The sequence below is a fragment of the Campylobacter concisus genome, from assembly GCF_002913715.1.
Taxonomy (GTDB): Bacteria; Campylobacterota; Campylobacteria; order Campylobacterales; family Campylobacteraceae; genus Campylobacter_A; species Campylobacter_A concisus_AG.
Genome location: NZ_PPCE01000009.1, coordinates 521,258 through 543,841, shown reverse-complemented (window position 1 = coordinate 543,841; position 22,584 = coordinate 521,258). Strand labels below are relative to the sequence as shown.

22 protein-coding genes are annotated in these 22,584 nt (G+C 37.3%); 3 read left to right on the top strand and 19 right to left on the bottom strand.

Going from position 1 to position 22,584, the window contains the following annotated elements:
* Nucleotides 1–5: 5 nt before the first annotated feature.
* The 8 genes from prmC to CYO92_RS06675 all read right to left on the bottom strand — a co-directional run bounded on the left by prmC (nucleotide 6) and on the right by CYO92_RS06675 (nucleotide 7,701).
* On the bottom strand, nucleotides 6–818 hold the full coding sequence (gene prmC / locus CYO92_RS06710; protein ID WP_103589455.1) for a peptide chain release factor N(5)-glutamine methyltransferase: 813 nt from the start codon (nucleotides 816–818) through the stop codon (nucleotides 6–8).
* Complete coding sequence (locus CYO92_RS06705; protein ID WP_103589456.1) at nucleotides 808–2,010, bottom strand: M48 family metallopeptidase; 1,203 nt, start codon at nucleotides 2,008–2,010, stop codon at nucleotides 808–810. Before CYO92_RS06705 ends, prmC begins: the two co-directional genes overlap by 11 nt.
* Before the next feature lie 11 nt (nucleotides 2,011–2,021).
* Nucleotides 2,022–3,395 (bottom strand): sodium-dependent transporter, encoded by a 1,374-nt coding sequence (locus CYO92_RS06700; RefSeq protein ID WP_103589457.1) that lies wholly within the window; start codon nucleotides 3,393–3,395, stop codon nucleotides 2,022–2,024.
* 188 nt (nucleotides 3,396–3,583) lie between these two features.
* Entirely contained in the window at nucleotides 3,584–4,024 is a 441-nt protein-coding gene (locus tag CYO92_RS06695) for a hypothetical protein (protein WP_103589458.1), read from the bottom strand.
* A 106-nt stretch (nucleotides 4,025–4,130) separates the two neighbouring features.
* Complete coding sequence (locus CYO92_RS06690; RefSeq protein WP_103589459.1) at nucleotides 4,131–4,931, bottom strand: 3'-5' exonuclease; 801 nt, start codon at nucleotides 4,929–4,931, stop codon at nucleotides 4,131–4,133.
* Nucleotides 4,928–5,575, bottom strand: coding sequence for a ribulose-phosphate 3-epimerase (rpe, locus tag CYO92_RS06685; protein ID WP_103589460.1), 648 nt, complete (start codon nucleotides 5,573–5,575; stop codon nucleotides 4,928–4,930). Before rpe ends, CYO92_RS06690 begins: the two co-directional genes overlap by 4 nt.
* A gap of 9 nt (nucleotides 5,576–5,584) precedes the next feature.
* Nucleotides 5,585–6,958, bottom strand: coding sequence for an anti-sigma factor antagonist (locus tag CYO92_RS06680; RefSeq protein WP_103589461.1), 1,374 nt, complete (start codon nucleotides 6,956–6,958; stop codon nucleotides 5,585–5,587).
* Nucleotides 6,955–7,701 carry a hypothetical protein gene (locus tag CYO92_RS06675; RefSeq protein ID WP_103589462.1) on the bottom strand — a complete coding sequence of 249 codons (747 nt, stop codon included), beginning with the start codon at nucleotides 7,699–7,701 and terminating at the stop codon, nucleotides 6,955–6,957. Before CYO92_RS06675 ends, CYO92_RS06680 begins: the two co-directional genes overlap by 4 nt.
* A 173-nt stretch (nucleotides 7,702–7,874) precedes the next feature.
* On the opposite strand from CYO92_RS06675, the gene rpmB reads away from it, so the two are divergent.
* The 3 genes from rpmB (at nucleotide 7,875) to CYO92_RS06660 (ending at nucleotide 9,542) form a co-directional block, all read left to right on the top strand.
* Nucleotides 7,875–8,066 (top strand): 50S ribosomal protein L28, encoded by a 192-nt coding sequence (gene rpmB, locus CYO92_RS06670; protein ID WP_021090707.1) that lies wholly within the window; start codon nucleotides 7,875–7,877, stop codon nucleotides 8,064–8,066.
* Nucleotides 8,067–8,089: 23 nt separating this feature from the next.
* Nucleotides 8,090–9,220 carry a potassium channel family protein gene (locus CYO92_RS06665; protein WP_021090478.1) on the top strand — a complete coding sequence of 377 codons (1,131 nt, stop codon included), beginning with the start codon at nucleotides 8,090–8,092 and terminating at the stop codon, nucleotides 9,218–9,220.
* 115 nt (nucleotides 9,221–9,335) lie between these two features.
* A complete protein-coding gene (locus tag CYO92_RS06660) occupies nucleotides 9,336–9,542 on the top strand; it encodes a YdcH family protein (protein WP_084041511.1) in 207 nt (68 codons plus the stop codon).
* 19 nt (nucleotides 9,543–9,561) lie between these two features.
* On the opposite strand, the gene epsC is transcribed toward CYO92_RS06660, so the two are convergent.
* The 11 genes from epsC to secF form a co-directional block, all read right to left on the bottom strand.
* Nucleotides 9,562–10,113, bottom strand: a complete 552-nt coding sequence (epsC, locus tag CYO92_RS06655) for a serine O-acetyltransferase EpsC (protein WP_103589463.1) — start codon at nucleotides 10,111–10,113, stop codon at nucleotides 9,562–9,564.
* 4 nt (nucleotides 10,114–10,117) lie between these two features.
* Complete coding sequence (gene cysK / locus CYO92_RS06650; protein ID WP_103589464.1) at nucleotides 10,118–11,023, bottom strand: cysteine synthase A; 906 nt, start codon at nucleotides 11,021–11,023, stop codon at nucleotides 10,118–10,120.
* A 118-nt stretch (nucleotides 11,024–11,141) separates the two neighbouring features.
* Entirely contained in the window at nucleotides 11,142–11,810 is a 669-nt protein-coding gene (locus tag CYO92_RS06645) for an endonuclease III domain-containing protein (protein WP_103589465.1), read from the bottom strand.
* Nucleotides 11,807–12,571 carry an ATP-binding protein gene (locus tag CYO92_RS06640; RefSeq protein WP_103589466.1) on the bottom strand — a complete coding sequence of 255 codons (765 nt, stop codon included), beginning with the start codon at nucleotides 12,569–12,571 and terminating at the stop codon, nucleotides 11,807–11,809. The genes CYO92_RS06645 and CYO92_RS06640 overlap by 4 nt, the downstream gene beginning before the upstream one ends.
* Nucleotides 12,568–15,513: a transcription-repair coupling factor gene (gene mfd, locus CYO92_RS06635; RefSeq protein WP_103589467.1), complete on the bottom strand. Its 2,946-nt coding sequence runs from the start codon at nucleotides 15,511–15,513 to the stop codon at nucleotides 12,568–12,570. The genes CYO92_RS06640 and mfd overlap by 4 nt, the downstream gene beginning before the upstream one ends.
* Nucleotides 15,494–16,696: a Mur ligase family protein gene (locus CYO92_RS06630; protein WP_103589468.1), complete on the bottom strand. Its 1,203-nt coding sequence runs from the start codon at nucleotides 16,694–16,696 to the stop codon at nucleotides 15,494–15,496. The genes mfd and CYO92_RS06630 overlap by 20 nt, the downstream gene beginning before the upstream one ends.
* Nucleotides 16,693–18,267, bottom strand: coding sequence for a GGDEF domain-containing protein (locus tag CYO92_RS06625; protein ID WP_103589469.1), 1,575 nt, complete (start codon nucleotides 18,265–18,267; stop codon nucleotides 16,693–16,695). Before CYO92_RS06625 ends, CYO92_RS06630 begins: the two co-directional genes overlap by 4 nt.
* The gene (gene lptE / locus CYO92_RS06620) at nucleotides 18,248–18,787 is read right to left on the bottom strand and encodes an LPS assembly lipoprotein LptE (RefSeq protein ID WP_103589470.1); all 540 of its coding nucleotides are present in this window, start codon (nucleotides 18,785–18,787) and stop codon (nucleotides 18,248–18,250) included. Before lptE ends, CYO92_RS06625 begins: the two co-directional genes overlap by 20 nt.
* 3 nt (nucleotides 18,788–18,790) lie before the next feature.
* Nucleotides 18,791–21,256, bottom strand: a complete 2,466-nt coding sequence (gene leuS, locus CYO92_RS06615) for a leucine--tRNA ligase (RefSeq protein WP_103589471.1) — start codon at nucleotides 21,254–21,256, stop codon at nucleotides 18,791–18,793.
* Nucleotides 21,257–21,264: 8 nt separating this feature from the next.
* Nucleotides 21,265–21,603, bottom strand: coding sequence for a DUF6394 family protein (locus CYO92_RS06610; protein ID WP_021090699.1), 339 nt, complete (start codon nucleotides 21,601–21,603; stop codon nucleotides 21,265–21,267).
* A 9-nt stretch (nucleotides 21,604–21,612) separates the two neighbouring features.
* On the bottom strand, nucleotides 21,613–22,584 hold the full coding sequence (secF, locus tag CYO92_RS06605) for a protein translocase subunit SecF (protein ID WP_103589472.1): 972 nt from the start codon (nucleotides 22,582–22,584) through the stop codon (nucleotides 21,613–21,615).

Below are 22,584 nucleotides of genomic sequence, written 5' to 3'. Positions count from 1 at the left end.
CTCCTTTATATTTTTAACTTCGCGCAAAAGCCTCTATCAAAGCCAGCCAAATCCTTGTAAAAGCTATATTCAAAACCATTGGCCTCTAAGAATTTTTGCATACTTGCTTTTTGATCGTACCCCATCTCACAAGCAACGTTTTTGATATTACGATCTTTGGCTATGAGAATAATGTCTTTTAAGATTTCATCTCCTACTTCACCTCCAAAGAGCGCACTTTCTGGCTCATTTAGTACAAATTTACTAAGTTTATAGCCTCTTGCAATATATGGCGGATTTGAAACTAAAATATCAATATCTTCTAAAATTTCATCCACATAAGAGCAGTTTAAAAATTTGATCCTCCCACCTACATCAAATTTATCTGCATTTTTTTTAGCAAGCATCAAAGCTTTTTCGTTGATGTCTGTCGCTACGATATTTGCCTTTGTTTTTAGAGCTAGCATGATACTAATAATTCCACTTCCTGTACCTATTTCTACGATCTTTGGTTCATTATATTCGCGTGAAATTTCTATTACTTTATCCACTAAAATTTCTGTTTCAGGTCTTGGGATCAGCACTCCACTTTCCACGTAAAAATCAAGCCCATAAAAGCTAGCTTTACCAGTTATATATTCAAGAGGCTCGTAGTTTTCATACCTTTTAACTAGAGCAAAATAGCCACTCTCATCAAATTCTTTTTTTTGATTTAAAAATATCCATTCAATACTTACATCAAGATAGTTCATAAGCAAAATTTTAGCCACTCTGCTTGGATTTTGGCAAAGTGAGTTTAACCTTAAACTAGCCTCTTTAAGAGCCTCTTCAATTTTCATTTTCCAGCTCGTTTATACGCTCAAAAAGGCTTGGGTGCGAGTGATAGACGAACGCATAGAGCGGATGAGCCTTCGGGAAGGCCTTGTTTTCGCTGGCTAGTTTTTTTAGCGCGCTTATCATGTCGGCTTTGTTTGAAATTTCGCCAGCGAATCTATCGGCGCCAAATTCGTTCGCGCGGCTAAAATACGAGCTCACCGGCGAAAATAAAAACCCGAAAATCGGCGAAAAAAGCAGCAAAAACACGATCACTCCGCCGCCTCCGCTATAAAGCCCAAGCGCTTGATACGCCGCGTCAGGGATGTTGCCAAATATAAAAAACATCGCAAAAAGCATAACCGCGCTTAGAGCGATCATTTTTAGGATATCTTTGTGCTTAAAGTGCCCCAGCTCATGCCCTAAAACGGCGATTATCTCCTCTAGGCTTAGTTTTTTAACGAGCGTGTCGAAAAGTACCACGCGTTTAGTCGCGCCAAGGCCGCCAAAATAGGCGTTTAGACGGTTATCGCGCTTGCTGGCGTCTATCGTAAAAACGCCGCTACTTTTAAACCCACACTGCGCTAAAAGCCCTTCTATACTGCTTTTTAGCTCTCCCTCTTCTAGCGGCTGCATTTTGTTAAAGATAGGCGCGATGAGCGTCGGGTAGATGAGATTTATAACGAGCGCGACGGCAAAGCTAAGCAAAAACGCCCAAAACCACCAAAAATCGCCCAAAAATCTAATGCAAAGTAGTACCAGCCACACAAACAGCGTGCCAAAAACCAGCGTTAGCGCGAGCGTTTTAAGTAGATCAAGCGCAAAAATTTTAGGCGTTACGTTTGAAAAGCCGAGCTTTTTATCTTTGACGAAGGTTTCGTAGATATTTAGCGGTAGTTCTAGCAGCGACGAAACGAGCAAAAATACCATAACCATAAAGATGTTGTCGCCTATATCTCCCGTTTTATAAGCATATCCCGATATCGCGCCAAGCCCCCAGCACGCCCACATCATAAATATCGCTGCGTGATAAAAAAGGCTTGCTATCTCAAATTTTTGATTCGTTATCGCTGCGGCGGCGGCGGTTTCGTATTCATTCTGCTCTAATACGACGGCCGGCTTTTTAGCCTCCGCGCAGATAAAGCTTATCTGCAATATTGCCAGCCACGCCTTTGCGGCAACGTAAAAAAAGTAAATACCGAGTAAAAAATAAAACATATTTTTACGCCCTATTTTAAAAAATTATCGTAAAACGAGCTAATAAAAAGCACCAAAATGATAAACGGCACGACGAATTTGATATACCAAAACCAGATATTTATTAGTTTTGTATGTTTTTCGCTACCTTGCAAAATTTCTTTTTTTGCATCATCTTTTAGCACCCAACCTACGAATATTGCGCAACCAAATGAAGTAAATACAAAAAATATCGTTGCGCTTATTGCATCATATGCATCAAAAATATTCTTACCAAAAATGCTTACATGACTTAGTATGTTTGTGGCCATCAGCGAAGGTAAATTTCCTAAAATAAATATACCTCCAAGGACTAAAAATATTGCTTTTTTGCGTTTTATCTTAAATTTTTCTTGAAGTGTCGTGATTATTACTTCATATATTGGTAGTGATGTCGTAAGTGCAGCAATCATTAAAAGTATAAAAAACGCAACCGCGAAAAAACCACCAAATGGCATGTGAGAAAAAACAATTGGTAGTGATTTAAATACCAAACTTGGGCCACTATCTGGCGATACACCATAGCTAAAAAGAGAAGGGAAGATCATAAAGCCTGCAAGCACAGCGATTACCGTATTTAAAATGCCTGTAATGATAGAAATTTTAACCAAACCCTCATCCTTTTTCACAAAGCTAGAAAGCGTGATCATCACACCAAAACCAAGCGAGAGCGCAAAAAATACCTGCCCCAAAACATCAACAAAAAGCTTTAAATTTATCTTTGAGAAATTAGGCGTTAAGTAAAATTTTACGCCTTCTATTGCACCATCAAGCGTGATATTTTTAGCGATCATAATAAGCATTAAAATAAAAAGTAGTGGCATTAAAAATTTCGCTGATCGCTCGATACCGCCGACCGCACCCTGCACCAAAATAGCGTAATTAACCAGCACAAAAACAAGAGTCGCAAAGCTGATAGCAAGTGGATTGCTTACGATATTTTGCTCATAAAACGCACTTGTCTCCTCAAAACTAACCACATGCGAGAGATCAAGCAAACCAAATGAAATTTGGGCGATGTAGTTTAGCACCCAGCCACCAATAACCATGTAGTAAGCCATAATGCCAAATGCACCAACAAGCCCCATCCAGCCAACGATCTGCCACTTTTTGCTGATCTTTTTGCCATTTATCGATCCACCAAAGGCATCCACAGCGTTGCATTTTAGGCGTCTACCGATCGCGTTTTCGGCTAAAATCATCGGTATGCCAATCACGATCATCGCGATACAAAACACGAGCACATAGGCACCGCCGCCGTTTTGCCCGACTAAATACGGAAAACGCCACGTCGCACCAAAGCCGACCGTAGCTCCTGCAACAGCTAAAATGTATGTGAGCCTTGAACTCCAAGATTTTCTATCCATCTTTTTGCCTTTGTGAAAAATAGGGATTATATAAAAAAATTGATTAAATTTTGCTAGCAACAAGCGGTGTTAGGATGCAAGCTCAGTTTTTTGTTAATTTTAAGAATTTTTACGAATAATTTTTCTTTAACATTTTACCTTTGTGGACAAATTTAGACAACTGCATAAAAATAAAGTTAATAAGCCTGTTAATGCAAAATGCCAAATTCCACATATCCCTCCATCGCAATAAACAATATCCAGCCCTCCTTGGGACTACAAAAATAGTGATGCTCTGGGATATTTTCAACTATAAATTTTAAAAAATCGTAAAAATACTCAGGCGCAAATTTAACCTCTATATTTGTTAAGTTGTCGCCGATGTAGGTTATCTCACCACTTAAAATTTTACTTTTCATGTTTGGATTTGAGCTGAGAAATTTTTTAATGTCGGTAAAATTTTTATATTCAGCCGTTTTGTAACCTTTTAAATTTTGTAAAACTGGCTTTGAGCCGATAAAGGTCAAATTTTGTTCTATAAACTCCGTCCCATCGTTACTCACGCACCAATTTTCACCAAAATTTGACAAAAAAGTGAGCATATCATCGCCAGCTGAGATAAAATTTGAAACTAAATTTTTCTGGCTCATTTGCCTCCTTTTTTGTAAAATTTAGCAAACTGCCCACAATCCTTTAAAAACAAAGATCGCATAAAAATTAATGATTAAATTTAGGATTGTGGATAATTTTTTATCGCTAATTCGCACACAAAACTGGTTCAGGTTTTAGCTTCACGCTTGGAGCTGTTTTGCTAAAGCTTATGAGATCCTCTGTCGTTTGGATACTAAAGGGTAGGCGCGTGAGACAAACTTTAAAAATTTCAGCTGCAGCTATTGCGTCATTTAACGCTCTGTGGTGGGTATTGTTTATGCCAAGAAGCTCTTTTAGCGAGCCAAGTCCGTATTTTTGCGAAGCGATAGTGCGGCGGCTAAGATCGATGGTGCAAAGCTTCCTATTTAGCAGCATACCAAGGCCGATTTCATTTAAGCTGTGAGAGATAAAGCCGTAGTCAAAATTTACATTATGAGCGATAAAGACGCTAGTTCCTAGAAATATTTTGAACCGCTCAAGCACGTTTAGCAAATTTGGCGCGCCAACTAAATCGCTCGCCTTTATGCCGGTTAGCTCGGTGATATTTTCAGGCACCACATTAGCTGCCACAAAGCTTTCAAAACGCCCTATCTCAACGCCATTTTTCATTTTTATTGCACCGATTTCAATGATCTGTCCGTTTGTAGTGCCGCCAGTCGTTTCGATATCAACCACACAAAATTCCTGCTCGCTAATATCTCTAAATCTCGTACCAAGCTCGATCTCATTCTCTTCATTTCTAGTGATGTCAAGCCCAAGAGTTCGCCACATATCAAGATCGCGCACGTCAATGAGCGACGAAATTTCTTCGATATCGCTAAATCTTAAAATAAACTCATGATAGCCTAAATTTTGCCTAGCTAAAATTTCTATGCTATTTTCTAAACGCTGTTTTTTTGGTTTCAAAACTCAAGCTTTATGGCGCGGATGGCTTGTTCGTAAGAATTTGATGAGAAGATGTAGTTACCAGCCACCAAAATATCAGCTCCAGCCTCTTCAAGATCAGGCGCATTTAGTCCGTTTACGCCACCGTCCACTTCGATAAGGCACTTGGCGTTTTTTCGTTCTATCAACTCCCTTAGTGCCCTTGTTTTTTCAAGCACGACTGGCATAAATTTCTGACCGCCAAAACCAGGATTTACACTCATCAAAAGCACCATATCCACTTCATCTATGATATGCTCGATCGCACTAACTGGCGTATGCGGATTTAGCACGATGCCAGGGCCAACGCCATTTTTTCTGATGTGATCGATGAGCCTTAATGGATGCTTCTCTTCTTCAATGTGAAAGGTTAAAAATTTCGGCTTTAGCGGCAAAAAAATGTCGGCAAAAAACGAGTTATTCTCAACCATCAAATGTATATCAAGTGGCTTCGTGGCTGCTTTTGCAACGGCATTTACCACAACTGGTCCGATAGTTAAATTTGGCACAAAATGCCCATCCATAACATCAACATGCACCAGATCGCACCCAGCCTCACAAATAGCTCTTATCTCAGCTGCCAAATTTCCAAAATCAGCCGATAAAATACTAGGTGCAACATACATTTCTTCTCCTTACTTGGTTACAAATACAAAGCCTATTTCGTCATCTTTTACATCTAGTCTATTCATGATGCCTACACTATTGTGATCGAAAAAAACATCATCGGATAAAATTTTAGGCAAGCTAACTTTTACTTTTATGCCTTTTTGCCAAAGATGAGTCAAAAATTTATCCGTAATGATACTAAAAATTTGAGAATATCCACTTAAATAATCATTTGAATCATTGCCTTCAGGCATAAAAATAGAGCAAATTTTGTCTAATTTATCTTTTTTTACTCCAAATAGCACTCTTGCGTAAATATCACCATAATACTGAACACAAATACGCAAGTAATCGCACTCATCCTCTATGTCAAGCGCACTAACTTTGGTATCAACGCACAAAATTTCTTCTTCTGCTAACTGTGAGATAATTTTGCTCGCAATTTGCGTCACATAAGATGAAATTTGAGCAACGCTCTTGTTGATATCTACTGGCTCTGCATCAAAGTCTCTTTTTTTAAGATAAAAAATAGTGTCATCTTTGTAAAAGTCATTTAAATTTTTATAGATAAATATATTTGCATCTTTAAGATACGTTACTAATTCAATAGATAAATTTGATTCGTTTATACCACAAAGCGAAATAAATGCACCTGATCTTTTGCTAATGCTAGCAAGTTTGATTAGAAATCTTGCACCCCTTATATTTAAAGCACCAGAAATATTTACCCATAAAATAAAAAATTTATATCCGATTTTTAGCATAATGTCATGAGCTGACATATCAAAATCTTCAATAAAATCTGAATCCATAAAACTTTTTATGGCATAAATAACGACACCATCTTTTATAAAAGTATCTATCTGATTTTGTCTTAATCTCACATGATTTAGCTGCGATACTGCATGACTATATAAATTCTTTTTTTTATTAAACTCGGTTGCATCTCTAGCCTCAATCACATCAAATGAGCGATTTTTGAGATAATTAGCTAAATAGTGTTTGTACTGCTCAGTTGAGTTATAAATGAATACTTTGCCATTTGCGTTATTTAGAAATTTATTTAAAAACAAGCTTGCGATATTTTCACTTTCAAACATCGAGATATTTAAAATATTCTTAACTGTTCTCATCATCAATTCATAAAAAATTTCATTGTAATCGCAAATCGCAAATACCACGCCAAGCTTTTGCGCTTCTTCGCTTAAATTTTCAATTACTCTACCAAGCCAAATAGGACTAAAAAATGTAACTTTTTTTAGTGAAAGCAGTATAGCGCTGATATCACGCGATGAAATTTGGTTTATATATTTTTCACTTAATTTTAATGGAACATTCTCTGCTTCCAAAAAACCAAAAGGTCTTATAATAGCCATAGAACCATTAAAAGTTAATTTCATTTTTGTAGAGCTTTTTTAATAAATATAATGGTTTGCATCTCTGGATAAATATTGATATCTAAAATTTTATCAACTCCAAAATCATAAAATTCAGGCCTGCTAGACTCATAAGAGAGCAAAATCTCAAAAAAGCAAAGCATCTCTTTATCAATCTTGCTTAATGATTGCTTATTCATATTCATTGCTTTTAAAAAAATATCCCAAAGACTAAAGCCATATTTTTTTTGCAAAATTTTATTATAGCTTACATCAGAATACAAAATAACATCTGACATACAAGATGGATATTTTGAAAACAAATTCTCACACACTATAATACAGGCCATAGAATACGGAGCAAGCGATAAATAGTTGTATCGTTTTTCTTTAAAAGAATTTAATACCTTTAGCCAATCTGATAAAATTTTGGCATTAAGCTCGATCAAATCGACGATTTTAAAATTAAATACCTTATAAATTTTTGGGGATTTTAAAAATATAAAATAAGAAAGCACTATCGCTCTAAAAGTATCAACGCCAAGCATATTTGCTATTACTACCAAATCATTACCATCATAAGGAATATCAAATTTTGCACGCTTAAAAATGGAGCTAAAATAAGTTTTAAAAGATGCTATATTTTGTAAAGTAATAACTGCTTCAGTTACATTACCAGCTAACAAAAAGTGCTCGACCTTTTCAAAAAGAGTTGGCATCTGTAAAACAAAATCAACATTTTTTTCGATCAACTCTTTACTAAGCATTTTTTATCACTCAAGATTTCTAAATATTTTTGCTATTTATAATTATAGGCAAAGGCGTTATTTTATCTAGATTATAAATAAAAATCAATTCTTTTAAAAAAGAATCTATTTAAGCATTACTTTTGTTTGTTTTAGATAAAATCAGCAGAAATTTTTGTTTATAAGGAAAAAAAATGTCAAAAAGATGTGCGATAACAGGCAAAGGACCGATGATAGGCAACAATGTGAGCCACGCTAACAATAAAACTAAAAGAAGATTCTTGCCAAATCTTAGAACGATTCGCGTTACACTAGAAGATGGTACTACAAGAAAGATAAAAGTTGCTGCTTCTACTCTAAGAACGATGAAAAAACAATCAAACTAAGAATATAATATGAAGAGGAATTTATGTCTTTTCTCTCAAGACTTTTAAAATTCCTCAACTGGTCAAACTCTACAAAACCAGAAATAAGCCTAGATACTGAGCTTTACGAACAATTAAAACCTTTTAGATTTCCACTAATTTCAGTCGTATTACTGTTACTTTTTGGAACATTAGGTTATGTCTTAATAGATAATTTCTCGCTAATAGATGCCTTTTACCAAGCTGGTATGACTTTTACAACAGTTGGTTTTACCGAAGTTGCTCCAATAACTCCAAAGGGCAGAATTTTTACTATCACATTTATACTTATTGGTTTTATTATATTTACACTATCGATTGGTATTGTGGTTGAGGTTTTAAAAAGAGGTACATTAATTAGCATTTTAAAGGAACGACGCATGCTTTATAGGATCGCAAGACTAAAAAATCACTTCGTTATTTGTTATCACAATCTATACACAATCGAACTTAGTGCTCAATTTCGCGAAAATCATATACCTTTTGTAGTGGTCGATGATAGAGAAGATATCGCAGAGCTAGCTCAAATTTATAAATATCCATATTTCATAAAAGCTCAGCCACACACACAAATTGCCTTTTTGAAAACACATCTATCAAGCGCAAAAGGACTTATAACTCTTAGCTCAAATATTGCTGATAATATCGCCCTTATAGCATCTGTAAGACTTTATGAAAAAGAGATAGGTCGCAGAAAGCCTTATCATATCATCACAAATGCAGAGACAGAAGACGATACGCAAAGATTAAAAAAATTAGGCGCCGACAATGTGGTAAGTCCATCTCGCTTAGTCGCGCAGCGATTAAGTGCCATGAGCGTAAGGCCGGACATGGAAAATTTATTAGAGCAGTTTTTGTATACAAAAAATTCACCTATCGATATAGAAGAAATTCTTGTTCCTGATTACTCTTGGATAAGATTTAAAAGACTAAAAGAGACTCATCTACGAAATATCACAAATGCAGATATAGTAGGCATTAGAGATATAAATAATAATTTTGTACCAATGCCAAATGGTGACACATTAGTAGGAACAGGATCAAAGCTTTTAGTCATCGGTACCGTTGATGGAATACGTCTAACCAAGCGCGTTGTAAAAAGCAAACACAAACCTGAAGAATTTAAATACGTATAAAATAAATTTTTCTACTTGCTCTTTTTAAAAATTTAAGCAATGACTTGGTGTTTATTTTATATCCAAACATTTACAAAGTCTTGATAAAATTTCTCAAATTTTTATAGGAGCCGATATGTTACATGAATATACAGACCTTATAAATGAGCTAAAGAAAACCGATGCTCGTTTTGCTACTCTTTGCAAAAAACATGATGAGCTAAATAAAAAAATAGATGAGAATCTAGCAAAACCATCAGAGCTTGATGGTTTAAAGAAAGAAAAATTAAAACTAAAAGATGAAATTTATGCTCAAATTTTAAAATACAAAGAGCAAAAATAAATTTATTTAAATTCTAAAATTAGATAATAAATTCTGGTTCAAATTTTGTCCCATTTACTCGAACTATTCTTGCTGGTATACCAACGACTGTCGCGTTTGCTGGGACATTTTTTAGCACGACCGAGTTTGCGCCGATCTTGGCATTTTCGCCGATCGTTATGGCACCTAGTATTTTCGAGCCAGCTGCGATAGTCACACCATTTTTTACAGTCGGGTGCCTTTTGCCACACTCTTTTCCGGTGCCTCCAAGTGTTACTTGATGATACATCATTACATCATCGCCTATCTCAGCTGTCTCACCGATAACCACACCCATGCCATGATCTATAAAAAATCTCCTACCGATCTTTGCGCCAGGGTGGATCTCAATGCCTGTTAAAAATCTTGCAATTTGTGAGATGAGTCTAGCTAGAAAAAAACGTTCTTTTTTATATAAAAAATGAGAAATTTTATGAAACAAAACCGCATGAATACCAGGAGTGTTTATAAGTATTGCCAAAAAGCAACACTTATGTACAGATGGGTCTTTTTCACGAACAGTTTGAACTAGCTCCTTTAGACTCTCCCGCATATTTTTATGCTCCGTAAAGCTCTGTGCTTAAGTATCTTTCACCATTATCTGGAGCTATGAAAAGTACTTTTTTGCCAGCGCCAAGTCTTTTAGCTACTCTTTTTGCAGCCACGTAAGCAGCACCACCGCTTATACCTATCATGAGTCCATCACTTTTTGCAATTGCTCTAGCTGCGTTTAGTGCGTCATCGTTGCTTACTTTTTCTACCTCGCTAACTAAGTTCATATTCATAGTATTTGGTAAAAATCCGGCTCCAATGCCTTGAATTTTATGTGGTCCTGGGTTGCCACCACTTAAAACCGGCGATGCCTCAGGCTCAACTGCGATGATCTTAGTATCATAGCCCTTTTCTTTTAAAATTTTTGCTACGCCACTTATTGTACCACCTGTGCCAACACCAGCTACAAATGCATCAAGCTTACTAAAATCAGCCACGATCTCAGCAGCTGTTGTTAGTTCGTGAGCTTGTGGGTTATACTTGTTTTCAAACTGGCTTAGCATTACGTGATTTGGCTGAGCTGCTAGCTCTGTAGCTCTTGCGATCGCTGCTTTCATACCACCAGACGCTGGAGTAAGCTCAAGCTGTGCGCCATAAGCAGCAACGATCTTGCGTCTTTCGATACTCATGCTCTCTGGCATGCAAAGTATCACTTTAAAACCAAGTGCAGCACCGCACATCGCTACACCAATACCAGTATTTCCGCTCGTTGGCTCAACGATAGTATCACCATGTTTTAGCGTACCGTCAGCTAGCATTTTAGTTATCATATTAAATGCAATCCTATCTTTTACAGAGCCACCTGGGTTAAAAAACTCTAGTTTTACGTAAATTTCGGCTTCATCAGCACCTGTTTTTATCTTTACAATAGGTGTATTGCCAATCGTTTTAACGATGTTATCGTAAATCATTACTCCTCCTAAACTAAATAAGATAAATTTTGTGTAAATTTAGCACAGAATTTTAAAATAGATTATAAAAAGCCCCAATCTTTGGCAAATTTATAAAGAGCTGTTACATATTAGTAGTTTAATTTTTAATGCTGCTTAATATTTTTTGGCCATTTTGACTTAAAATTTTACCTTTGAAATTCTCTTTACAAAACTCCAAAATAAGTGCATGATAGAGCTTTAAAATTTCAATCTCGTTAAATTTCTCGCTATCAAGAATTTTATAAATTTCATCATAATCAAGCGAGCTAAACCACTCAGCTGCCTCGTCGTAGCACTCGAAATTATAATCAAAATATGCCATTATCCTAAGCGCATAGGCATCAACGACCATGTAAGGCTTGCCGCAAGCATAAGCAAGTATCGCATCACAAGTCTCTGCGCCAACGCCTCTTACGCTTATGAGCCACTCGCGGCCTACGTTTTCTTTAAAGTTTTCAAAATCACCAAATTCATTTTTTATAGCCAGACAAAGCGTCTTTAGTCGTTTTGCCTTTGTGTTGTAAAAGCCACTTGGCTTTATAAGAGTGGCAAGCTCGCTGTTTTCAAGAGAACAGATACCATTTAGGCTATCTTTACCTGCGTTTTTTAGATTATTTAGCGCTTTTTCTACGTTTTTCCAATTGGTATTTTGCACTAAAATAGCACCCAAAACAACCTCAAAAGTGCCCTCACCTGGCCATTTTAGCTCATCAAAATTTTTGCCTTTGTGGTTAAACAAGGTTAAAAATAGATCAGTTGATCTCATTTTAAATTTTCTTTAAAAGTAAGATAAAACTGCTTTGCCGTCCTGCCACTTCTACTGGCTCTGAGTGTTGCGAAATTTTTAGCAAGCGTATGAAGCTCGTCTTTATTGCCTTTATAGTCTTTAAAGTAAAAATCAACCATTTTTAGATACTCGTCGTAGTTGCCTTGATAAAAGCTGATCCAAAGGCCAAAGCGATCTGAGAGAGAAATTTTCTCCTGAGCTGCGTCGCTGTAGTGGATTTCGCCGTCAATTAGCTCTGAGTTTTCATTTTCGCTTTTAAACTCACTTATTAGATGTCTGCGGTTTGACGTAGCGTATAAAAGTACGTTTTTTGGCGGCTTTTGGATAGAGCCGTCCATGATAGGCTTTAGAAATTTATACTCATTGCTACCATTTTCAAAGCTTAGATCATCGCAGAAAATGATAAATTTAAACTCACTCTTTCTGATCTCATCAATGATGTCGCCAAGGTATTTTAGATCTTCGCAGCCGATCTCAATGATGCGAAGTCCCTCTTTATAAAACTTAGTAAAAACAGCCCTTACAAGGCTTGACTTGCCACATCCTCTCTCACCCCAAAGAAGCACGTGATTTGCGTCTTTACCTTCTATAAAATTTAGAGTATTTTTTAGCAAAATTTCTTTTTGTTTTTCCAGTCCATAAAGCGAGTCGATATCGACAAAATCGATATCCTCGACCGGCTTTAACATCCCTTTTGTGCTCTTATAAATCGCTGCGTATTTCACACCCCAATCTATCATTTCTTATCCTTTCTTAGATAGACCAAAATTTCAGCCAAAACATCGTCATCGTCCTTGCTACGTGACTTTAGCCTGATTTTCTCATCATCATTTTTTGTTATTAGTATATTTTGTTCGCTATTTGAGATCGTTTTTATACTAGCTTTTATGGCTAAAATTTTGATGATGATGACATCTAAAAACTGCTTTGTAAATGTATCTATTTTGCCAAATCTATCCTCAAGCTCGCTTTGTATCTCATAGACCTCGGCTACCTCTTTACACTTGCTAAGGCGCCTGTAAATTTCAAGCCTTAACCTATCTTCTCTTATAAATTCTTGATTTAAAAAGGCGCTCACACTAAGTTTTAGATCGATCTTATCAAGCTTTGCGGAGTCTTGATTAAGAAGTTTGTTGATCTCGTCTTCTAGCATCTTTAGATATAGCGAGTAGCCGATAGCCTCGATGTGGCCGCTTTGCGCCTCGCCGATGATGTTACCGCCACCTCTTATCTCAAGGTCGTGATAGGCAAGCACCGAGCCAGCGCCCAAAAACGAGTTGCCCTCGAGTGCGACAAGTCGTTTTAGCGCGTCTTTACTAATGGCGTCTTTATCTTCCACCAAAAAGTAGCAATAAGCCTGCTTGTCGCTTCTGCCAACTCGTCCACGGAGCTGATGTAAGTCAGCCATTCCAAATTTATTGGCATTTTCTACGATTATGGTGTTTGCATTTGGCAAATGAATACCACTTTCAACGATACTGGTGCAAAGCAGCAAGTCGTACTCACCCCGCTCAAATTTCATCATCTCATCTTCAGTAACTTTCGCATTTATCTTTGAGTGAAGTATCAAAATTCTAAGCTTTGGCAAAATTTTTCTTAGCTCATTTGCCGTCTGCTCGATGTCTGCGATGTGGTTGTGGATGTAAAAGGTCTGCCCACCGCGTCTTAACTCACGCATGATCGCCTCTTTGACGACCTTTTCGTCCCACTCTCTCACGCTTGTTCTCACATCCAGCCTTGAGCTTGGCGGAGTGGCTAAAATACTATATGTTTTTATCTTGCTAAGCGCCATATTTAGGCTTCTTGGTATCGGCGTGGCGCTCATACTTAGGATGTGTGAGTGCTGAGAAATTTCTTTTAGCTGCTCTTTTTGCTTAACGCCAAATTTATGCTCTTCATCAACGACGATAAGCCCTAAATTTTCAGCCTTTACGCCAAGAAGCGCATGCGTACCCACACAAACTATGGGCTCATTTTCTTTTAGCGCTTTTTGCAGGCTTGTTTTTTCTTTGGCGCTTGAGAAGCGATCCAGCCTAAAGACTTTTATGCCAAATTTGCTAAATCTCTGGCTTAGCGTCTTGTAGTGCTGCGAGCTAAGAAGCGTCGTTGGCACGAAGAAAAATGCGCTAAAGCCTGATTTTATGCAGGTAAATATGGCATTCATCGCAACTTCGGTCTTGCCAAAGCCCACGTCGCCACTAAGCAGCCTATCCATCACCTTACCGCTTTTTAGCTCATCTTTTATATCATTTACCGCTTTTTGTTGGTCACTCGTGTATGAAAAGCCAGCGTCTTGGACGAAATTTAGATAAGAGATATCCTCTTTTTGCAAAATTTTGCCTGCGATTAGCTCCCTTTTTGCAGCCATCGCTACGATCTTTGAGGCGATCGCGAAGAGTTTTTCTCTGACCTTTTCTTTTATCTTGGCAAAATTTGCCTTGCCCAAGCGGTCCAGTACCGCCATAGAGCCATTTTGCGCGATGTAGCGATCTATTAAATTTAGATGCTCAACTGGCAAAAGAAGCTTGTCGTCATTTTGGTAGGCGATAACCACAAATTCCTTTGTCGCGCCCAAAACCTTGATCTTTTCAAGCCCTAAAAATCTACCTATACCATAATCTTCATGCACGACGTAGTCATTTATTTTTAGCTCGTCCACCACGAGGCTTGAGCGTTTTACTCGCCTTTTTTTCTCAAATTTATTAAGCGATACTACAATCTTATCACTTGAGGTTAAATTTACTACAAGGGGCGAAATTTCAAGCTTTACGTTGGCAAAGCCATCAAGCTCATAGCCCTTAAAAAGTCCCTCATTTCTTGAAAGAACGGTTATGCTTTTGCTTTTATTTAGCTCAAAAAAGTCAAAATTTAAAGTAACCTCAAGATCTTTATAAACCTTTGGCTCAGGCAAAATTTCAATGCCCTTGATTTTCTCCTCTGGTGCGTCATAAATTTCAAAATCGATTTTTTTAACAAGTTTTGAGTCAAATTCTTTTAAGTAGTCACTAAAGCTATCTATCGCCCAAAATCCAAGCGAATTTAGATCACTCACCAAGGCGTCACTTTGCATATCCTCGATCTTTTGACTGACCTTTTCAAACTCGTCTTTACTCAAATTTGCGATAAATGGCACGATCTCGGCTTCGCTTAACTCAGCTTTGTTGCTAATTTGCGTTGCGGTGTTATAGTTTCTTATGCTCTCCACTTCATCGCCAAAAAGCAGAATCCTAACAGGATCGTCCATATTTACGCCGTAAATGTCAATAACTTCGCCACGAATGCTAAACTCGCCAACGCTCTCAACGATATCGACGCACTCGTAGCCAAAGCGTATGAGTAAGTCGGCAAATTCGCTTAAATTTAGATTATCTTTTAGCTTGATTGTTGAGCTTTCTAGGTTTTTTTGCGTTGGAAGTGGGTTTAAAAGCGTGCTAAATGGGCTTATGATGATCTTTTTGCCATCAAATTTATAGTATTTGCTAAGAACGGATGAAATCTCAAAGAGCTCTTCGTTAAAGCTTCTTAGATCATCGCCCTTTTTAGCTCTAAAATCAGGTAGTTTAAATGCGCTAAAGCCAGCAAAACTGGCCGCATCAGCGCAGAGTGCCGCCTCTTTATCATCTTCGCAGATGAGAATTTGTGGGGCATGTGTTAAAAGATACTCATAGACCTTTGCTTGCATAGTACTCTTTTAAAAAGGCTTCGGCTAGATGAAATGAGCCAAAGGCTAGATAAATTTTGCCGTTTTTTGCCTCTTTTATATCGTTCATATCGCTTGGCTCAAACTCTCTATGCGAAATTCCAAGCTCATTTAGCGCTTTGTTTATGAGCTCTCCTCCAAGCTCCCTGCCCTCGCAGTGGTAGTGATAAAGCAGCACGTCCTCAACGACTGGCTTTAAAGCTGCCAAAACCGCCTTAAAATCTTTATCTAAAAATGAGTTATAAACTAGAGTTAGCTTCTTATCACTAAACTCTTTAGAGTTAAATTTCTTAGCTATAGCCTTAGCGCCAAGCTCGTTGTGACCGACATCAACGTATAAATTTGAAGCGATCTTTTCGCATCTGCCACGAAGCGATAAAGCGCCAAGCTTTTTGATATCTATGCTGCTATCTAAAATTTTAGCCGCAGCGTAGGCTAGAGTTAAATTTGATCGTAAAAACTCTGGCAGATTAAATTTATCTGCATAGTTTGCGATCTCGTTTAAATTTTCTTTTGTTAAAATTTCTCTTGGGAAGCTCAAAATTGCGCTCCTCTCGCTTGCGATCTCTTTTGCGATAGCAACGCTTATCTCGTTCATCTCATCATTTAAAATAGCTCTTGCGCCCATAGCCTCAAATTTCGTGCGTGAAATTTCTTCTAAGCTATCTCCAAGAACTGCCGTATGATCAAGTCCGATGGGCGTAAAAATACTTAACTCTTTTTCAAAAACATTTGTCGCATCAAGCACACCACCCATGCCAGCCTCACAGACAAAGTAGTCACAGCCCTCAAAAAGCACGGCAGAAAGCAGCGTCATATACTCAAAATAGCTCGTTTTTACCTTGTACTCGTCACTTAAAAGAGCCTGCAAGCGCTCGTGAGCTGCTTCTAAAATTTCATCGCTAGCGACCTCGCCTTTTAGCCAAAATCGCTCGTTAAATTTAAATATATGAGGGCTTGTGTAGTGCCCGACTTTTGCACCGTTTTGGCTTAAAATTTGCGCTAAAAAGCGGCCAGTGCTACCTTTGCCGTTTGTGCCTATTATGTGAATAATCTTAAATGGCTTTATATGCTCTTTTATAGTCGCATACGCTCTAATAATCCTACCATAATCAATTTCTTTGTAGTAAAGTGGTTTGCCATCAAGGAATTTAACTAGGCTCATTTTTCCTCGATTATCTTTGGCATGACTTGATTTCTACCATTTTCTTTTGAGAGATAAAGCATCTTATCAGCAGCTTCAAGCGTCATCGTCTCGCTTAAATTTGCACTTCTTGTCGCTATACCAGAGCTTATAGTAACTTTGATGCGCTCGTTTTTATAGATAAATTTGAAATTTTCTATCATACTTCTTAGCTTATCCCCAAATTTAACACTATCTTTTAAGCCAGTACTTGGAAGTAAGATTACAAATTCTTCACCGCCATACCTACCGACAAAATCAACCTTTCTAGCATTTTTCTTAAGCACTTGAGCTACTGCTGAAAGAATAACATCTCCAGCCTCATGCCCATAAGTATCGTTTATGCTTTTGAAATGATCAATATCAACAAAGCAGATAGAATAATCAGTCCCATAGCGTTTATATGCCTCTTCAATGCGTTGAATCTCGTTCATCAAAGCACGCTTGGTAGATACTTTTGTCAAAAAGTCCTCTTTGCTCTCCAACTTAGCTTCCTCAAGCTCTTTTTCAAGACTATTTACTCTGTTTTGAAGCTCTAAAATAGTAGCTTGCCTATTGTGCATCTCGATACCAAGCTCTTTGCTCTCTATCTCCAGAGCACCAGCGATCTCAATAAGCATGCTTCTTACTTGATCAATGCTATTTGTATTTAAATTTACATTTTTAAGATCATTTTTAATGCTTTTTACTTTATCGGAACTACTTTGCGAACTAACCGCGATATCAGAAATTTTCTCGCTTATATTTTGTAAGACATTATTTAACGAACCAACTTTTTCTATGATTTCTGTTCTATCTTCTTCTATTCTGCGATCAACAAATGCCTTTACCTTTTCTTGAAATTCTTTGCTATTTAAGGTTTTAGGATTTTGCTTCAAAGTACTTCTTATCGTGCTAAGCTCTTCATCAAGATCCTTTGTAATAGAAGGCTCAAGAGTAAGGCTTAAAAGCTGAATCAAAACATCCTCTTCACCATCTTCATCTTTTTGTGTAAGAAATTTTTCAAGTTCAGAACTCATTGTCTTTAAATCATCAAAATTTCTAACACCATAATATTTCAAAAATTCTAAAAATTCAGTGTCGTAAGAGCTAACAAAGTCAAACCATCTAAGGCACATTTCTTCAAGATTTTTCTCATCATATCTTCTAGCGAGCAGTTGCATACTTTGCTCTGCTAAGCTTTTTGCATCTTTATTGTGAAGCATTGAGATAGCTTGGAGAATTCTTCTAGCAAATGCGTTTAGTGATTGTAATTTTTTATCGTCAGTCGCAAATCCTGCTCCTTGTTGAGCACCTCTAGAGAGCCTAGCAGTCATAAAAGCAACAAACTCATCGACCGTCTTTATATGAAGGCTCAAGGCTTGATTTTTATATTCATCACCAAGCCTTGAGATATATTTTTCTATCTTTTTACTCTCTTCTGTTGTAAAGCCGTATTTTTTAGAAATTTCATTATATACTTCAGTGTAATTCTCTGGCGTTAGCATCAAATGGCGATCTTTGATCTCATTTAAGGCTTCCTTGACTATTTGACTAACGGTTACTGCTGCCATTTCTATATCCTTTTACCGCTAAACTTGCGATATACTCATCAAAAGCCTCTTTTGATGCCTCTTTGATAGCTTCGTATTTTTGAGTATCACTAAGAATGCTGTCAGCAAATCTTACATCTTTTTGACGTCTTGCGACACTAAAGTCATACTCGCCAGTGGCTGGAATATCAACTACGCTGCCATCTTTAAATTTAGTCTTATAATTTAAGCTAAGATGTGCTTTGTATGATGTAATGTAGCCAAATTCATCATAAATAATTGCTTCGTAATTTAAATCTTTTACCGAAATAATTATCGAAGTATCAGCACTCTCTTTACTTGATAAATCTTTATTTAGCCTTGCGACCATGCCCTCTTTTACAGCATCCTTTATCCAAACACTATTTTTTGGCTCTTCTTTACTAATAATCACATCAACGTAAATTTTATCGCCAACTAGATCATGTGTGATCTTTGAAACTGGTTTATACCCACACCCGCAGATAAAAAACGCAATAAAAAACGCTAAAAAATATCTCAAAATTTATCCTTTAATGACAAAATTTACTAATTTGCCTTTTATATAAATCTCTTTTAAAATTTCTTTTCCCTCAAGCCATTTAGCCACATTTTGCTTAGCTAGCTTTAAAATTTCACTCTCACTCTCGCTTGCTGCCACTTCAAACTCAGCCCTTTTTTTGCCATTTACTGTAACTGCAAGAGCGATGCTATCTTTTACAAAAACCTCTTCTTTTACGGCTATCTTTATGAAATTTTTCCTACCAAAAAGCTCTTCACTAAGCTCATTTGCGATGTGCGGTACGATAGGTTCTAGTAAATTTAAGATGATAAAAAAGCCTTCAGCATTTACATCGTCGTTATCTTGTGCATTTATGGCGTTTAGTGCCTCCATGCAAGCAGCGATTAGTGTGTTAAAAGCAAATGTGTCGCCAAAAACCTCGGTTGATTTTTTAAGCGCTTCATAAATTTTTAGCCTTGCAAATTTCTCATCTTTGTTTAGACTTTCATGATCTATCTCAGGTAGTTTATCTATCTTTTTGATAGTCTGAGCTTTTTCCCAAAGTCTATTTAAAAACCTAAATGCGCCCTCAACTGCGCTGTCATTCCACTCAAGTTCTTTTTGAGGAGGTGCTGCAAAAAGGATAAATAGTCTTGCCGTATCGGCACCATATTTATTGATGATATCATCAGGATCTACGACGTTGCCCTTACTTTTGCTCATCTTTTTGCCATCTTTTAAGACCATGCCTTGAGTTAGTAAATTTTCAAACGGCTCATCATCTCTTAGATAGCCTAGATCTCTTAAGACCTTTTGGAAAAATCTAGCGTATAAAAGGTGCAAGATCGCATGCTCGATACCCCCGATATACTGATCTACATTCATCCAATAATTCACACTCTTTTCATCAAGCGCTTTTTGCTCCCAAGTCTTTTCATCGCTTGCAAATCTAGCAAAATACCAGCTACTCTCCACAAACGTATCCATCGTATCAGTCTCTCTGATCGCATCTTGTCCGCATTTTGGACACTTTGTAAATTTCCAAGTTGGATGTTTATCTAAAGGATTGCCCTCGCCTGTGATCTCGACATCTTCAGGTAGCGCGATAGGTAAATTTTCCTCTTTTTCAGGCACTACGCCGCAGCATTTGCAGTGCACGACAGGTATTGGCGCGCCCCAGTATCTTTGGCGAGAAATTCCCCAGTCTCTTAGCTTGTAATTTGTGATCCTTTTGCCAAGACCATCTTTTTCAAATTTCTCTATTATGAAATTTTTAGCTTCTTCTGAAGCAAGCCCATTTATCAGCTCAGAATTTATAGAAATTCCATACTCCGAATAGGCCTTAGAGCCGTCACTTTCGCCCTCAAGTGGCTTTACGACTGGTTTTATGGGTAGATTAAATTTAGTCGCAAACTCGAAGTCCCTTTGATCGTGCGCAGGCACAGCCATGATAGCACCGCTGCCGTAGTCAGCTAGAATGAAATTTGCAACCCAAACTGGGATTTTTTCATTAGTAAGCGGATGAACGACGTAAATTCCTAAAAATTCTCCGTCTTTATCACTTGCTTGGCGCTCTCTTGGGCTTTGATTTAGGATTGCTTTTATCTTTGCTTTTTTGTTTTCGTCAAATTTATCACTCTCAAGCAACACTTTTACAATAGGATGCTCAGGTGCAAGGGCTGTGTAGCTAACGCCGTAAATCGTATCAGCCCTTGTAGTAAACACCTCAAAGCTATCAAATTTACCACCTAAAGCCTCTTTTGAAGCTTCATCAAGATAAAATTTAAACTCCAAGCCGTAGCTTCTGCCGATCCAGTTTTCTTGCATTGTAATTACTTGATTTGGCCATTTGCCTTCAAGAAGTTTTAGATCATCAAGTAGCTCGCTAGCGTATTTTGTGATATTGAAGTAATATCCTGGAAGCTCTTTTTGCACCACTTCATTACCACATCTCCAGCATTTGCCATCCTCTACCTGCTCATTTGCAAGCACGGTTTGATCGTATTCGCACCAATTTATAATTGCATTTTTTCTATAAACAAGCCCTTTTTCAAACATCTTTATAAAAAAGCTTTGCTCCCATTTTGTGTAAAGTGGATCAGACGTGGCTAAAATTCTCTTTTTAGAAAATGAAAAGCCAAGGCTTGCTAGCTCTTTTTTCATATAGTCGATATTTTCATAAGTCCAAATTTTAGGGTGAATTTTATGTTTTATGGCTGCGTTTTCAGCTGGCATACCAAAGCTATCAAAGCCGATAGGATGAAGCACGTTGTAGCCGCTTTTTCTATATGATCTAGCAAGTGCATCGCCGATAGAGTAGTTTCTTACATGCCCCATATGTATGCGTCCGCTTGGATAAGGAAACATACTTAGGATATATTTTTTTGGCAAGCTTAGATCGTCTTTTGGTTCAAATTCTTCATTTTTATCCCAAATTTCTTGCCATTTTTTTTCTATCTTCAAAGGCTCATATTTTCTCTTTTCAGCCATTTTTTCTCCTAAAATTCTTCTTGAGCTTTACTTGATTCTATTAAAACCAAGGCTAGTGAAAATATATTTGCAATGACTGCGCCAATAGCCAACGAATAGCTAAGTGTTATATTTTCAGAGACTTGCAAAATAACAAAAGCTGGTATAAGGTGTAAATCAGCAACCAGCGAGCTTGCAAAAAGCTCAGCAGAGAGTAAATTTTTAACACCGATCTTAAGTAGCGTTGAAACCAAATTTATACTAGCCGCCACAAAGAGTGCAATCTCGTTTTTATCATATAAAAATTCTGCCGTAGTCGTAAGACTCATCAATGCAAAAAATATGTAGATAACTTTTCCCCAGTTCATTATCCCTCCTTACACAACGCCTTTCTCAAACATGGCACGCTCTTTTTCGCGCTCTTTTTTTATCTTTTGTTTTTCAGTCTCTCTACTTCTAAAATGCTCGATGCTAAATTTAAACCAGATAAGAAACGGCGAAGAGATGTAGATCGAACTGATCGTTCCTATGACAATACCAACGATAAGAATAAATGAAAATCCATGTATCATATCTCCACCAAATAAAAATAGCACAAGAACTGTCATCATCGTAGTTGCTGAAGTTAAGATAGTTCTTGAAAGTGTAGCTGAGACTGACTCATTGATAACGCCCTCGATATCAGTTCTCTTACTCTCTTTAATGCCTTCTCTGATCCTATCAAAGATAATAATCGTATCATTTAGAGAGTAGCCAAGCACCGTTAAAACGGCAGCTAGCGTATCCAAATTTACATCAATATTAAATAGCGAAATAGCACCAACAGTTATAACTATATCGTGAATTTCAGTTGCAATCGCAGCTAGCGCAAAACGCCACTCAAATCTAAATGTGATGTAGATTAATATGCCAATTAGTGAAATTCCAAGAGCCATCAAGCCTTTTTCTCTAAGCTCATCACCAACCTTTGGTCCAACGATATCAACACGTCTTACTTCAAAATTTCCAGTATCTTTTAAAATTTGCTTTATCTCAGTACCGATGTCGCCAGTTAAATTTGAGCTTGAGCCTGAAAATCTAATAACAGCCTCATCTTCGCTTCCAAACTCAGTAACAGAGGCGTTTTTAAGCACTTCATTTGTGCCAAAAGCGTCGCGGATTTTATCTAGTGGCGCTTTGGTGTCGTATTTGAGCTGAATAAGCGTACCGCCAGAGAAATCGATACCATAGTTTAACCCTTTTGTAGCAAGTAAAACGATAGAGCCAACAAATAAAAATATAGAAAATGCTAGTGAAGCAAATCTAAAACGCATAAAATCATAAACTTTTGCTTTAGTAAAAATTTGCAT